The organism is Bradyrhizobium sp. CAR08, from assembly GCF_052871955.1.
Map to the genome: position 1 here is coordinate 1 of NZ_JBIXJX010000030.1, position 13,940 is coordinate 13,940.

At 64.1% G+C, this 13,940-nt stretch carries 14 protein-coding genes and 1 pseudogene; 11 read left to right on the forward strand and 4 right to left on the reverse strand.

Features of this window, described 5'->3' with window-relative positions; genetic code table 11:
- The 5 genes and pseudogenes from ACIPUD_RS36705 to ACIPUD_RS36725 all read left to right on the forward strand — a co-directional run.
- Positions 1-158, forward strand: a pseudogene (locus ACIPUD_RS36705) (chemotaxis protein CheW); the annotation flags it as partial.
- Between the two features lie 31 nt (positions 159-189).
- Positions 190-576 (forward strand): response regulator, encoded by a 387-nt coding sequence (locus ACIPUD_RS36710; protein ID WP_018456638.1) that lies wholly within the window; start codon positions 190-192, stop codon positions 574-576.
- A gap of 59 nt (positions 577-635) precedes the next feature.
- Positions 636-1,517 carry a CheR family methyltransferase gene (locus tag ACIPUD_RS36715; RefSeq protein ID WP_446482625.1) on the forward strand — a complete coding sequence of 294 codons (882 nt, stop codon included), beginning with the start codon at positions 636-638 and terminating at the stop codon, positions 1,515-1,517.
- Positions 1,518-1,519: 2 nt separating this feature from the next.
- Positions 1,520-1,834: a hypothetical protein gene (locus ACIPUD_RS36720; protein ID WP_018456636.1), complete on the forward strand. Its 315-nt coding sequence runs from the start codon at positions 1,520-1,522 to the stop codon at positions 1,832-1,834.
- A 141-nt stretch (positions 1,835-1,975) separates the two neighbouring features.
- Positions 1,976-2,479, forward strand: a complete 504-nt coding sequence (locus tag ACIPUD_RS36725; protein ID WP_018456635.1) for a response regulator — start codon at positions 1,976-1,978, stop codon at positions 2,477-2,479.
- Positions 2,480-2,535: 56 nt separating this feature from the next.
- Here the strand turns inward: ACIPUD_RS36725 and ACIPUD_RS36730 are convergent, their stop codons facing one another.
- Positions 2,536-2,790 (reverse strand): hypothetical protein, encoded by a 255-nt coding sequence (locus ACIPUD_RS36730; protein ID WP_085348856.1) that lies wholly within the window; start codon positions 2,788-2,790, stop codon positions 2,536-2,538.
- 184 nt (positions 2,791-2,974) lie between these two features.
- On the opposite strand from ACIPUD_RS36730, the gene ACIPUD_RS36735 reads away from it, so the two are divergent.
- Positions 2,975-3,610: a response regulator transcription factor gene (locus ACIPUD_RS36735; protein WP_007604420.1), complete on the forward strand. Its 636-nt coding sequence runs from the start codon at positions 2,975-2,977 to the stop codon at positions 3,608-3,610.
- Positions 3,611-3,727: 117 nt separating this feature from the next.
- Here the strand turns inward: ACIPUD_RS36735 and ACIPUD_RS36740 are convergent, their stop codons facing one another.
- The 3 genes from ACIPUD_RS36740 to ACIPUD_RS36750 form a co-directional block, all read right to left on the reverse strand.
- Positions 3,728-7,324, reverse strand: a complete 3,597-nt coding sequence (locus tag ACIPUD_RS36740) for a PAS domain S-box protein (protein WP_446482626.1) — start codon at positions 7,322-7,324, stop codon at positions 3,728-3,730.
- Entirely contained in the window at positions 7,302-7,730 is a 429-nt protein-coding gene (locus ACIPUD_RS36745) for a response regulator (RefSeq protein WP_018456631.1), read from the reverse strand. The genes ACIPUD_RS36740 and ACIPUD_RS36745 overlap by 23 nt, the downstream gene beginning before the upstream one ends.
- A 201-nt stretch (positions 7,731-7,931) precedes the next feature.
- Positions 7,932-8,648: a GntR family transcriptional regulator gene (locus ACIPUD_RS36750; protein ID WP_018456630.1), complete on the reverse strand. Its 717-nt coding sequence runs from the start codon at positions 8,646-8,648 to the stop codon at positions 7,932-7,934.
- A 94-nt stretch (positions 8,649-8,742) separates the two neighbouring features.
- Between ACIPUD_RS36750 and ACIPUD_RS36755 the strand changes: the two genes are divergently transcribed.
- From ACIPUD_RS36755 to ACIPUD_RS36775, 5 genes are read left to right on the forward strand one after another with little or no spacing between them, the layout of a single operon-like run.
- A complete protein-coding gene (locus tag ACIPUD_RS36755; RefSeq protein ID WP_446482627.1) occupies positions 8,743-9,762 on the forward strand; it encodes an ABC transporter substrate-binding protein in 1,020 nt (339 codons plus the stop codon).
- The gene (locus ACIPUD_RS36760) at positions 9,762-10,523 is read left to right on the forward strand and encodes an ABC transporter ATP-binding protein (protein WP_027568369.1); all 762 of its coding nucleotides are present in this window, start codon (positions 9,762-9,764) and stop codon (positions 10,521-10,523) included. Before ACIPUD_RS36755 ends, ACIPUD_RS36760 begins: the two co-directional genes overlap by 1 nt.
- An 11-nt stretch (positions 10,524-10,534) precedes the next feature.
- Positions 10,535-11,392 carry an ABC transporter permease gene (locus ACIPUD_RS36765; protein WP_446482628.1) on the forward strand — a complete coding sequence of 286 codons (858 nt, stop codon included), beginning with the start codon at positions 10,535-10,537 and terminating at the stop codon, positions 11,390-11,392.
- Complete coding sequence (gene araD, locus ACIPUD_RS36770) at positions 11,389-13,128, forward strand: L-arabinonate dehydratase (protein WP_446482629.1); 1,740 nt, start codon at positions 11,389-11,391, stop codon at positions 13,126-13,128. Before ACIPUD_RS36765 ends, araD begins: the two co-directional genes overlap by 4 nt.
- A 10-nt stretch (positions 13,129-13,138) precedes the next feature.
- On the forward strand, positions 13,139-13,858 hold the full coding sequence (locus tag ACIPUD_RS36775; protein WP_368506865.1) for a ribonuclease activity regulator RraA: 720 nt from the start codon (positions 13,139-13,141) through the stop codon (positions 13,856-13,858).
- Positions 13,859-13,940 lie beyond the last annotated feature (82 nt).

The window sequence follows — 13,940 nt, forward strand, 5'->3', positions numbered from 1 at the left end:
GGCTCGCCGAGGACGGCATGGAAGAAAACCCCGTCAATCTCGACCCCCGCATGGCCAAGCTCGCCGGCGGTGTCCACCGTCTCGACGGCCAGCTCATGGTCGTCCTCGACGTCGATCGCGTCCTCGAACTCAAAACCGAAGTGCAAATGGCTGCGTGAGCCCCAAAAACATCGAAGCCGGAGAACCCAAATGAAGACGTGCTTGGTGGTCGATGATTCCAGCGTCGTGCGCAAGATCGCACGCCGGATCCTGGAAGGCCTGCAATTCGAAGTCACGGAGGCCGAGGACGGCTCCAAGGCGCTCGAGGTCTGTCAGCGCAAGCTGCCCGACGCGGTGCTGCTGGACTGGAACATGCCGGTGATGGACGGCTTCGAGTTCATGGGCCACATGCGCCGCCTGCCGGGCGGCGACCAGCCCAAGGTTGTATTCTGCACCACCGAAAATAACGTGGCTCATATCGCTCAGGCGCTCAGCGGCGGCGCCAACGAGTACATCATGAAGCCCTTCGATAAAGACATCATCGCCGACAAATTCGCAGAAGTCGGCTTGATTCCGGTCGGACAAGCCATGGTCTGAGTGTCTGGCGGAGTGTTCCAGCCAGAGTGTTCCCAGTACAGCTTCCGAGAGGCCTATCCGTGACCCCGACCGAGTATGAGTATCTGCGTAAGTTCCTGAGGGATCATTCCGGGCTCGATCTGTCCGCAGACAAGCAATATCTGATTGAAAGCCGGCTGTTGCCGCTGGCGCGCAAGGCCGGGATCTCCGGCATCGGCGAGCTCGTGCAGAAGCTGCAAGGCGCTGGCTCGGGCGCGCTCGTCACCAGCGTGGTCGAGGCGATGACCACCAACGAGACCTTCTTCTTTCGCGACAAGGTCCCGTTCGATCATTTCCGCGACACCATCATGCCGGAGATCATCAAGGCCCGCGCCGGCCGCCGCAGCGTCCGCATCTGGTGCGCCGCCGGCTCCACGGGGCAGGAGCCCTATTCGCTCGCGATGAGCCTGAAGGAGATGGGTGCGGCCCTAACCGGCTGGCGCGTCGAGATCATCGCGACCGACCTGTCGCAGGAGGTGCTCGAGAAGGCCAAGGCCGGCATCTACAGCCAGTTCGAAGTGCAGCGCGGACTGCCGATCCAGATGCTGATGAAATATTTCAAGCAGATCGGCGAGACCTGGCAGATCAATCCCGAGCTGCGGGCGATGATCCAGCACCGGCAGCTCAATCTGCTGAACGATTTCGCTCAGCTCGGCACCTTCGACGTCATCTTCTGCCGCAACGTGCTGATCTATTTCGATCAGGACACCAAGATCAACATCTTCAACCGGCTGGCTCGCCAGATCGAGGGAGACGGCTTCCTGGTGCTGGGCGCGGCCGAAACGGTGGTCGGACTGACCGACACGTTCAGGCCGATTCCGGAGAAGCGCGGTCTCTACAAGCCGAACGACCCGCGCGCGGCGGCCGCCAAGCCGGTTCTTGCCGGCGCAGCGCCGCGCCTAGCGGTCATGGCGGGACGATAGGCATGGCCGAGGATGGCAAAGGCGCGGAACGCGTGACGTTCAGTCGCGGCTATGATGTCTGCATCATGGCCATCGACGGCACTTGGCGCCGCGACTGCAAGCTCAACGCGATCTCCGACACCGACGCCATCCTGACGGTGGAAGGCTCGATTCAGGGCCTGAACCTCAAAGAGTTCTTCCTGCTGCTGTCGTCCACCGGCCTTGCCTACCGCCGCTGCGAATTGGTGCGCGTCAACGGCGTCGAAATGGACATTCAATTCCTGCGGGGCAAGAACCGGAAGAAGCGCGCCGTCGGTGGCCGTGACGAGGCGGCGTGATCTTCACGTGCGTCGCGTCGCCGTTTTCCGCGACGTTGGTTCACATTTGCTGAAACATCCGACTGAATTTGCCGTCGCGGCTTTACGTCGCCTAAGCGCGAACGGTGTATCCATTGCCGGTCTCAATCTCAGGATACGGCAATGCCCAGAAGCTCTTTCTCCTCTCTCCCGTCAAACCTGCCCGACGCCGCCGAGCGGCGCGCGCTTCAGCTTCTGGTGGTCGATGACGACGGCACACAGCGCAGCCTGATCACGATCGCGGCCAAGCAGGCCGGCCACGAGGTCACCGTGGCGCCGTCCGTGGCCGAAGCGATCGAGAAACTCCGCACCGCGCGCTTCGACTGCGTGACACTCGATCTCGTGCTCGAGGATGGCGACGGAATGGACGTGCTGGGCGAGATGGCCAAGGCGAAATTTGGCGGCGCCGTGATCGTCGTCAGCGGCATGGACGGCAAGCGCCGCAGCGCCGCCCGCAGCTTCGCCCGTTCCGTCGGGATCGAGCTCCAGAGCCTGCCCAAGCCGCTGGATCTGGCCGCGTTGCGCATCAGCCTCGCCAATCTCGGCAAGACCGCGATGGGCCTGCCGGCGATCCACACCTGGGGCGGTGTCGCCACCGACGCGATCGTGGAGCGGCACCGCGCCTGATCCGCGGCCGGCCATGCGATGAAAGAATGCGGTCGCCGCGTCGCAGCGATCGCGATCTACAGCGTACCGCTGGCCTCCGACAGGCATTCCAGGGCGTGGCCAAGGCCCGCCCGGCAGGCGTCGAGCGCGGCGATCGCCCTGGCATACCGGGGTGTGACATCGTCGAGCACGAAGACGTCGGCGGAACTTTCCGGATCGCTCCCGTGTTCTTGATCCATGGCTGTGGCGGTCCGGCGCATGCTGCTCTCGATCTGCGAGATCAGCACGCGAAGGTCGGCCGCAATCAGCTCACGGCTCTCGACTTCGGGCATTGCCACGAAAGGCGGTAGCGGCCAAAATTAGCATGGATATTCTCCGTCCTCTGCAATTAGGCGCCTCGCCGCTACTTGTGCGTCAAGTTCATGTCCCGTACAAATACGGTGGGCCGAATCCGCGCCGAACGCCATAACGGTTGGGGCGGACGCGAGTCCTTCATGCCAACCGGATGTGTGGCACATGGCCGAACAAAGCTCTCGCGGTGAAATCTTCGTGGTCGACGACGACGCTGCCGTTCGCGACACCTTGTCGATGGTGTTGAAGGCGGCGGGCTATGAGGTGATCTGTTTTGCGGACGGCGCAGCATTGCTCTCCGTCGCGCGAAGCCGCACACCTGCAGCGGTCCTGCTCGACGTGCACATTCCCGGCAAGTCCGGGCTCGATATTCTCAATGAGCTGCACGGCGAGGACTATCCGGCACCGATCTTCATGATCTCCGGACAGGGCGATATCGCGATGGCGGTCGGGGCCATCAAGAGCGGCGCGCTCGACTTCATCGAGAAGCCGTTCCGCGGCAGCGAGATCGTCGGCCGGCTCGACGAGGCGATCGGCGCCTATGCCCGCAGGCAGTCGGAGAACGCAGCGCCGAAGTTCGGCTCGCTGCATTTCCCCGGGCGCGAGCCGTTGACGCGCAGGGAGCGCGAGGTGCTTGAGCAGTTCGCCGCCGGCGCTTCCAACAAGGAGGCCGGCCGCACGCTCGGCATCAGCCCGCGCACCATCGAGGACCATCGCGCCAACATCATGAAGAAGCTCGGTGCGCGCAATGCCGCCGATCTGATCCGGATCGTGATGACCGCGGCGCAGCGCGCGTCGTAAATTCCGTGGGCGACATTTCGTAGCCCGGATGAGCGAAGCGACTTCCGGGACGTGGCTCGTGGTGTTCCCGGGTATCCCTTCGCTCACCCGGGCTGCGGGCTCTCAACCGACGCGCCATCAACTGTTCAACGCCTTGCGGATGGCCCGCGCCAGATCCGATTTGCGATAGGGCTTCGCTAGCAGCAGAACGCCCGAATCCAGCCGGCCGTGATGGATGATCGCGTTCTCGGTATAGCCGGACGTGTAGAGCACCCGGAGATCGGGACGCGTTCTCTGCAGTTCGTCGGCGAGCTGCCTTCCGTTCATCTTGCCGGGCATGATGACGTCGGTGAACAGGAGGTCGAACGGTTTTCCGGCGGCGACGATTGCGAGCGCCTCCGCGGCGTTCGCAGCCTGCAAGGTGACGTAGCCGAGCGAATGCAGCTGTGCCAGCACGTAGTCGCGCACCAGCCGGTCGTCCTCGACCACAAGGATCGTCTCGTGTCCGCCCTCGATGGTCGCCGGCGTCACGCCCTCGCCGACCGCCGTCGGCGTCTTGCCGGGCGGCAGGTACATCTTGATCGTGGTGCCGTGGCCTTCCTCGCTGTAGATCTTGATATGGCCCGCCGACTGCTTGATGAAGCCGTAGACCATCGAAAGCCCGAGTCCGGTGCCCTTGCCCGGTCCCTTCGAGGTGAAGAAGGGGTCGAAGACCCTGGCCAGCATGTTGGCGGGAATTCCGCTGCCGGTGTCGCTCACGGCGATCAGCACGTAGTGTCCCGGCGGGACGTCGTTGACGCTGGCATAGACCTCGTCGAGATAGGCCGCGCCCGTCTCCACGATCAGCTTGCCGCCGCCCGGCATGGCATCGCGGGCATTGAGCGCGAGGTTGAGGATCGCGGTGGTGAGCTGGCTGGGATCGACGATCGCGACGCAGTTCTCGTCCTCGAACACCGATTCGATATGGATCTGCTCGCCCAGCGTCGGCCGCAATAATTTCGCCGTGTCGATGATCAGCGCGTTGACGTCGATCTCGCGCGGCTGGAGCGGCTGCTTGCGCGCAAACGCCAGCAGGTGCTGCGTCAGCTCGGCGCCACGCCCGGCGGCCTCATCGATCATCTTCGTGATCGCCGCGAGCTCCGGCTCGTTGGCCACCGCGTCGGCCAGGATCTCGATCGTTCCGGTGATGACGGTGAGAATGTTGTTGAAGTCGTGCGCCACGCCGCCGGTGAGCTGGCCGACCGCCTCCATTTTCTCGGCCTGGCGGATGCGCTCGTCGGCCGCGATCTTGTCGGTCAGGTCGCGGTAGAACGAATTGAAGAGAACGCCTTCGCGTCGCTGGAGCGCCGTGACGCTGAGCTCGGCCCTGAACTCCTTACCGTCGCGTCGCCGCACCAAAAGTTCGCGCCGTGGATTAGCCAGCGATTGTTGCTCGGATTCGAGAAAGAGCTTCAGTCTGGCCCTGACGCTTTCGCGCTCACTGGGGGCGACGAAAAGCTCAATCGCATTCTTGCCGATCGCCTCCTCACGGGTCGATCCGAAGAGCTTCTCGGCCTGCGAGTTCCAACTCAGGATGGCCCCGGTGTGGTCCGTCTGGGTGAAAGCATCGAGCGAGGTCTCGACGATGTTGCGCGCAAGCTGTTCGCTCTCCCGCAAGGACTCCTGTGCAAGCCTCGCGTCTGTCATGTCGCGCCCGACAAAGAAGTAGCGCTGGGCGTGGTCGGACCAGCTGCCGAGCCAGGACAGCCAGACCTCACGACCGTCCTTGTGGAAGCAGCGGGTGTCCGCGAGCTTCAGCCGCTCGCCGCGCCTGAGCGCGCGCATCTCGTCGCGCGACTGGTCGAGATGGCCGGAATGAATGAAATCGGCGCCGCTGCGGCCGATCATCTCCTCCGGCCGGTAGCCGAGAATGGCCTCGCTGCTCGGACTGATCTGCGCGATGTGGCCGCGCGCGTCCATCACCATGATCAGATCCTGGGAGGTCTCGAAGATCTGTCGCCGTTCCTCGAGCTGCTGCTGCAGCGCCCGCTCGGCCCGTCGCGCCTCGGTCAGGCTGCGCGCGGTGCCGGAGGCGCCCACGATCTCGCCCGATGGGCCCCTGATCGGCGACAGGCTGAGTGAGATTTCGACCGGCGTGCCATCCTTGCGCAGGCGCACCGTCTCGAACCGTTCCATCGGTTCACCTCCGGCGATCCGCCGCAAATAGTCCTTGCCTTGCTCGCGTCGGTCGGGTGGGACGATGATCGAGGTGGATTTCCCGATCGCCTCATTCGCCGAATAGCCGTAGAGGCGCTCGGCGGCGGCATTCCAGCCGGTGATGATGGCGTCGAGCGATTGCATCACGATCGCTTCGTCGGAGGATTCGACGGCGGCGCTGAACAAGCGCTCGCGCGCTTCATGATGGCTTCGCGCGGCCTCGGTGCGGCGATGCTCCTCGATCTCGCGTTCAAGCGCGGTCGTCTTCGCTCTCGTTTCTTCGACCATTTGCGCGAATGCCCGCGCCAGCACGCCTGTCTCTCCGCTCGCATCGACGGGAATCTCGGCGCGCCGTCCGCTGCCGATCGCTTCCACCGCCGCGGTCAGACGCCCGATCGGCCGCGTCAATGAGCGCGCCAGCAGTACCGCAAGCAAAGCTGCGGCAAGGACAGCAAGCAGGCCGACCAGTGAGGAGGCTTTTTGAATGGCCGCCGGAACGCTACTGAACACGGATGGTGGGGCCGTCTCGATGACTGCCAACCACTCCTTGCCGGCCAGCAGTGCCGGTGCGAGCGCCGCTCCACTCGGCCGGCCCGCTTGGTCGCTCGTAAGCTGCGTGGATCCTTGCGGCAGGCCGGCCCGGGCTGCAAAAAAAGGAAAGTCCCGGCGCCAATCGTTGGCGTTGCCAAGCAATGCACCGAATTCCCGCGCACGATCAGGGTGGACAAGATAGTCGCCACGCGAATTCACGACATAGATTTCTCCTCCTGCGCTCGTGGTCGAGCGGACGCGGTCGAGCGCAGGACGCATGTCGATATTGGCGATGACGATGCCGAACGGCTTGCTATCAGGCGTGAACAGCGGAGTCGCGACGCGCAACGTCGGAATGTGAGGGTCCGTGGTTCCTCCCTGCCGCGTGGCGAGATCGACGGGCGAAACATAGATGTCGCCCGGCGCCAATCGAATCGTCTCCTGGAAGTAGGTTCGGTCGCTCTTGCGTTCCAGTTCGCCGTCGGGGACGATCCGTGCTGTTCCGTTCGGGCCGGCGCGATCGACGCGGACCAACTCGCGCTGGTCGTCGTCAAGGCCGATGATTCGAAATTGCCCGTAGCTCGGTTTCGCGTCGATCTCGGCTGCGAGCCGGGCTGCGATGCGCTCGCGCCAGGTTTGCTCGGAAACGCCGTCGACATCGTCGAGGCCTCCACCGATGTGGGCACGGATCAGGCCGTTGATGGCCGCGGCGGAGCGATAACCGAGCAGATCGCCGCGCGCGCCGGCAACGTAGGATTCAAGATGGGTGGCCAGCAGGCTCGACTGGGCTTCAATCCGTTCCAGGACCCGCGGAATGACGGCCTGGGTGATATTGCGATAGCCGAGCCAGCCGACTGCGGCCACGGTGACCGCCACCAGCAGGATCATCGCGATGGCGAGCCGCGTAGCGAGTGTCATGGGGAAATCTGCACCGCTTCCTGAATGGCCGTGCCCGCGCTCGGTTGGAACAGAATGAAGGTTCTTGTCATCGGCGGCCGGTGCTGACATCCGGATTCCTCACCGATGCCGTCCGCGCCGCGTCCAGGCAGCCAGCGACCGCGGCGAGCAGCGCGTCGGCCCGGAACGGCTTCTGCAAGCTCGCCACCGCGCCGAGCTTGGTCGCCATCTTGAGGAAGTCCGGCTCCGCATGGGCGTCCGGCGTGAACGAACGGCCGGAAATGACGACGATCGGAATCGCCGGCTGCAGCGCCCGGATGTGGCGCATCGTCTCCAGGCCGTCCATGCCGGGCATGAAGATGTCGAGAAAGAGAAGGTCGAACTGGCCGGCCTCGAACAGCGCAAGTCCCTTGCGGCCGTCTCCGGCGACGGTGATTTGATGACCGGCCCTCTCCAGGAGCAGCCGAATCGTCATCTGCACGGCCGGATCGTCATCCACGATCAGGATGTTGGCCACGTCTGGTATCCTCCCGGGCCGGATGGGGTGTCCCAGCGACCGCAAATCAAACCATCAACTCTGAAATTGTTGCGCGGATTGCATCTGGCCTGCAAGCACTTCGCCATCGATCCCAAGATTGCTCGCAAAAGGCGAACTCGGTTGCGTCAATTTATGCACGGTGACGTGCACAAGCGCTCGCGACAACCGCGCGCCATATGCCTAGTCGGTCAAATATTCCGGATAGTGGCTTCGGATCGTGTCGAGCTCGCTCAACGTGCCCGACAGGTGCTTGCGCAGATGCTGTTGCGCAGCATCGGCGTCGCCGGCCTCGATCGCGCGCGTGATCAGCTTGTGGTGGCGGACGATGTTCTGGGCCTTGCCGGGTGAGGGCAGATGCATCCGGCGCAGCCGGTCGATATGTCCGCTACGGCTGCGCACCAGCGTCCAGAGTTCCTGCTTGCCGGCCGCGGCATAAAGCTGCGCGTGAAAATCATTGTCGCCAGCGATGAAGCTCTCGAAGTCTCCGGCCTTGGCGAATTGCTGCTGGAGCGCGATCGTGTGGTCGAGGCGTATGACCAGGGCTTCGCCGTGCTGCTGCGCGAGCAGCCGGACGATTTCGAGCTCCAGCGCCTGGCGCAGGAAATGGGCCTGCTCGGCCCGACCGACGTCGACGCGGCTGACGACGGTGGCGTGCTGCGGAAACACGTCGACCAGCCCTTCTTCCTCGAGCCGCATCAAGGCGTCGCGGATCGGCGTCGAGCTGACGCCGAATTGTGCGGCGAGATCCGTGCGCGACAGCGGCGAGCCCGGCGGCAATTCGAGCGCGAGAATGGCATTGCGCAGCCGCTCGAATACTTGCGGTGCGGCCTGCCGGGCCCGGTCGAGCCGCGCGCCGGGGCGGGGGGCTACGCGGGGCGCGGGTTCGGCTGGTTCCATGCGAAGCGCTCCGGCCAGCTTGCCTTTGATACACTAATGCATTAGTGCATTAGCAAGATCGCTCGTCAATGGCGGCCGGAGGAAACGAACAACAATGATCAAGCAATTTCAGTGTGGCCTCACGGCCGTCGCCCTGATCGCCGCAGCGGCGCTGACGGCTTCGCCAGCAAAGGCGCAGCAGAAGTCCGAGATCTCGCTGTCTCGCCAGCCCGGCATTTTCTACATGCCGAGCCACATCATGGAAAAGCAGAAGCTGATCGAGAAGCACGCCGTTCAGCTCGGGGTGGCCGGTGTCACCACCAAATGGGTCACCTTCTCCGGCGGCGGTGCGCAGACCGATGCGCTGCTCGCGGGCGGCGTCGACATCCTCAACACCGGCACTGGCAATCTGCTGCTGCTGTGGGACCGCACCCGCGGCGGCGTCAAGGGCATCGTCGCGACCTCGGCGCAGCCGATGACGCTGATCAGCCGCGACGCCAACATCAAGTCGATCAAGGATTTCGGCCCCAACGACAAGATCGCCGTGCCGACCGTAAAAGTCTCGACCCAGGCGATCGTGCTCCAGATCGCCGCCGCCGAAGCCTTTGGTCCCGACCAATGGTCGAAGCTGGACGTCAACACGGTGCAGCTCGGCCATCCCGACGCCTATGCGGCGCTGTCCAACGCCAAGCACGAGGTGCACACCCATTTCTCGATTCCGCCGTTCACCTTCCTCGAGCTGAAGAACGTGCCGGGCGCGCATGTCGTGCTGTCGTCGCCTGACGTGATGGGCGGCCCGCTCAGCCAGGCGCAGTTCTTCACCACCACGAAGTTCGCTGATGCCAACCCGAAAATCATCCAGGCCGTGCGCGATGCGACCAAGGAAGCTCAGGATCTGATCCGCAGCGACACCAGACAGGCGGTCGAGATCTACAAGGAGATCACCGGCGACAAGACCTCGGTGGAAGAGCTGCTCGATCTCCTCCAGGAGCCCGGCATGATGGAGTGGAATCTCGAACCGCAGGGCACGATGAAATTCGCCGCCCATCTGTTCAAGACCGGCACGCTGAAGACTCAGCCCAAGGCCTGGACTGACTATTATCTCCCCGTCGCCCACGATCTGAAGGGCAACTGATGGCGCTGCTCGACGTCAGCTCCGTGACGCTGCGCTACAAGACCTCCAGCGCCGTCGTCACGGCGACCGAACGGGTCAGCTTCACAGTCGACAGGTCCGACCGCTTCGTGCTGCTCGGGCCGTCCGGCTGCGGCAAGTCGACCCTGCTCAAGGCCGTCGGCGGCTACATGGCGCCGAGCGAAGGCCGCATGACCATCAACGACCGCGAGATTCACGGTCCCGGCGCCGATCGCATGATGATCTTCCAAGAGTTCGACCAGCTGCTGCCTTGGAAAAGCGTGCTGGCCAACGTGATGTTTCCGCTGCTGACCGCGCGAAAATTGTCGCGCAAGGATGCCGATGCGCGGGCGCGGGCTTATATCGAGAAAGTGGGCCTCACCCGCGTGGTCGACGCTTATCCGCACACGCTCTCCGGCGGCATGAAGCAGCGCGTCGCGATCGCGCGCGGCATGGCAATGGAGCCCGACATCCTACTGATGGACGAGCCGTTCGCCGCGCTCGACGCGCTGACGCGGCGAACCTGCCAGGACGAGCTGCTCCAGCTCTGGAGCGAGACCAAATTCACCGTGCTGTTCGTGACCCACTCGATCGCGGAAGCGATCCGCATCGGCAACCGCATCCTGCTGTTGTCGCCGCATCCCGGCCGCGTCAAGGCCGAGGTGGTCGACGTCGACAAGGTCTCCAATGACGATGGCAGTGCCGGCCGGCTGGAGAAGGAGATTCACGATCTCCTGTTCGCCTCCGAAGCAACGGCGCATTGAGGGAGCCTCTCATGGGCGAAGCGAGAATATTGCTGCGTGACGCGCCGGTCGTCGGCAGCGCAGCCGAGGTCGAGCGCAAGCTGAGCGTGCCCGAGCTGTTGGGGAACGACGGCTTTGTCCGCAAGACCGTCATCATCCTGTTCCTCGCGGCGGTCTGGGAGGCCTACGGCCTCGCCCTCGACAATCCCCTGCTGTTTCCGACGCTGCACGACACGATCCTCACGCTCTACGATCGCGTCAAGGACGGCACGATTCCCATGCGGGCCTGGGCTTCGCTAAAAGTGCTGTTCATGGGCTATTCAGCCGGCATCGCGCTCGCCGCGATCTTCACCGTGCTCGCGATCTCCACCCGCATCGGCACCGATTTCCTTGAGACGGTCACGGCGATGTTCAATCCGCTGCCGGCGATCGCGCTGTTGCCGCTCGCTTTGATCTGGTTCGGTCTCGGCAACGGCAGTCTGGTGTTTGTGCTGATCCATTCGGTGCTGTGGCCGGTCGCGCTCAACACCCATTCGGGCTTCAAGAGCGTGTCCAACACGCTGCGCATGGTCGGCCGCAATTACGGCCTTCGGGGATTGCCGTACGTGGCGAAAATCCTCATCCCCGCCGCGTTCGGCTCGATCCTGACCGGCCTCAAGATCGGCTGGGCCTTTGCCTGGCGCACGCTGATCGCCGCCGAGCTGGTGTTCGGCGTGTCGTCGGGGCAGGGCGGGCTCGGCTGGTTCATCTTCGAAAACCGCAACCTGCTCGACATACCTGCGGTCTTCGCCGGCCTCTTGACGGTGATCATCATCGGGCTTTTTGTCGAAAACCTGATCTTCCGCGCCATCGAGCGGAACACCGTGCAGAAATGGGGCACCCAATCATGACCAAGAAGAAACTAACGCCCGACCAGCTCCGCAGCGCGCGCTGGTTCGCACCCGACGATCTCCGCTCGTTCGGCCATCGCTCCCGCACCATGCAGATGGGCTACGCGCCGGAGGAGTGGAAGGACCGCCCGATCATCGCGATCCTCAACACCTGGTCGGACGCGCAGCCCTGCCACATGCACTTCAAGTCGCGCGTTGACGACGTCAAGCGCGGCATCCTGATGGCCGGCGGCCTGCCGCTGGAGCTGCCGGCACTGTCGCTGTCGGAATCGCTGCTCAAGCCGACCACCATGCTCTATCGCAATCTGCTGGCGATGGACGCCGAGGAGCTGTTGCGCAGCCATCCCGTCGACGGCGTGGTGCTGATGGGCGGCTGCGACAAGACCACGCCGGCGCTGCTGCTGGGTGCGACCTCGATGAACATCCCGGCGATCTATCTGCCGGCAGGTCCGATGCTGCGCGGCAATTGGAAGGGCAAGACGCTCGGCTCGGGCTCGGACGGCTGGAAATACTGGGACGAGCGGCGCGCCGGAAAAATCTCCGACAAGGACTGGCTCGACATCGAGGCCGGCATTGCGCGCAGCTACGGCACCTGCATGACCATGGGCACGGCTTCCACCATGACCGCGATTGCAGAGGCGATCGGCATGACGCTGCCGGGCGCGTCCTCGATTCCCGCCGCTGATGCCAACCATATCCGCATGGCCTCGGAATGCGGGCGCCGTATCGTCGAGATGGTCTGGGAAGATCTGACGCCGAAGACGATCCAGACCCGCAAGGCGTTTGAGAACGCGATCGCGGTGGCGATGGCCATGGGCTGTTCGACCAATGCGATCATCCATCTGATCGCGCAGGCCCGCCGCGCCGGTCTCGACATCGGCCTCGACGATTTCGAGATTGCGAGCCGCAAGGTGCCCGTCATCGCCAATGTGCGGCCGAGCGGCGATGCCTATCTGATGGAGGACTTCTTCTATGCCGGCGGCCTGCCGGCGCTGATGGGGCAGATCAAGCCGCATCTGCATCTCGACTGCATCACCGTCACCGGCCTGACGCTGGGCGAGAATATCGCGCATGCCGAGGTCCACAATGACGATGTGATCCGCTCGATCGACAATCCCATCTACAAGGAAGGCGCCCTCGCGGTGCTCAAGGGCAATCTCGCGCCCGACGGCTGCGTCATCAAGCCGTCGGCCTGCGCGCCGCGCTTCGTCAAGCACACCGGGCCGGCGCTGGTGTTCGACGACTATCCTTCGATGAAGAAGGCGGTCGACGATCCCGATCTCGACGTCACCGAAGACCACATTCTCATTTTGCGCAATGCGGGGCCGCAGGGCGGGCCGGGCATGCCGGAATGGGGCATGCTGCCGATCCCGACCAAGCTCGTGAAGCAGGGCGTCCGCGACATGGTGCGGATCTCCGATGCGCGCATGAGCGGCACCAGCTACGGCGCCTGCATTTTGCATGTCGCTCCCGAATCCTATGTCGGCGGACCGCTCGCGCTGGTGCGGAACGGCGACCGCATCACGCTCGACGTCGGCGCCCGCACCATCAATCTCGACGTGTCGGAAGCCGAGCTCGACAAGCGCCGCGCCGCCTGGAAGCAGCCCGAGCGCCGCTTCGAGCGCGGCTATGGCTGGATGTTCACCAAGCACATCAAGCAGGCCAATGACGGCTGCGACTTCGACTTCCTCGAGACCGATTTCGGCGCGCCGATCGGCGAGCCCTCGATTTACTAGAGAGCGTGACATGACCAAACTTGCCGAAGCCACCCGCAACAAGCTCAAATCCGTCTCCACCGCCACCGTCGCAACCGCGTTGTTCAAGCGGGGCCTGCGCATCCAGATGATCCAGGATGTGCACCCGCTCAGTGCCGACCAGCCGACCATGGTCGGTGAAGCCTTCACGCTGCGCTATATGCCGGCGCGCGAGGATCTCAACACCATCGAGGTCTTCAAGGACCGCTCCCATCCGCAGCGCAAGGCAGTCGAGGATTGCCCGGCGGGCAGCGTGCTGGTGATGGACAGCCGCAAGGACGCGCGCGCCGCGTCCGCCGGTGCGATCCTGGTCACGCGCTTGATGAAGCGCGGTGTCGCCGGGGTCGTCACCGATGGCGGTTTTCGCGACTCGGCCGAGATCGCCAAGCTCGGTATCCCCGCCTACCACCACCGCCCAAGCGCGCCGACCAATCTGACGCTGCATCACGCCATCGAGATCAACGTGCCGATCGGCTGCGGGGATGCGCCGGTGTTTCCCGGCGACGTCATTCTCGGCGACAGGGACGGCGTGATCGTGATCCCTGCGCATCTCGCTGAGGAGATCGCCAACGAGACCTTCGAGATGACCGCGTTCGAGGACTTCGTCACCGAGGAAGTCAACAAGGGCCGCGGCATTTTCGGTCTCTATCCGGCAACGGACCCACAGACGCTGACCGACTTCGCCGCATGGCGGAAGGCGAACGGAAGGTAAAGGCCGCGCGCCGACACCAAGCATATCAAGAAACAGGCCGGCCGCAGCAAGCGCCGGCCTTAAATCACCCAGGGAGGACTCC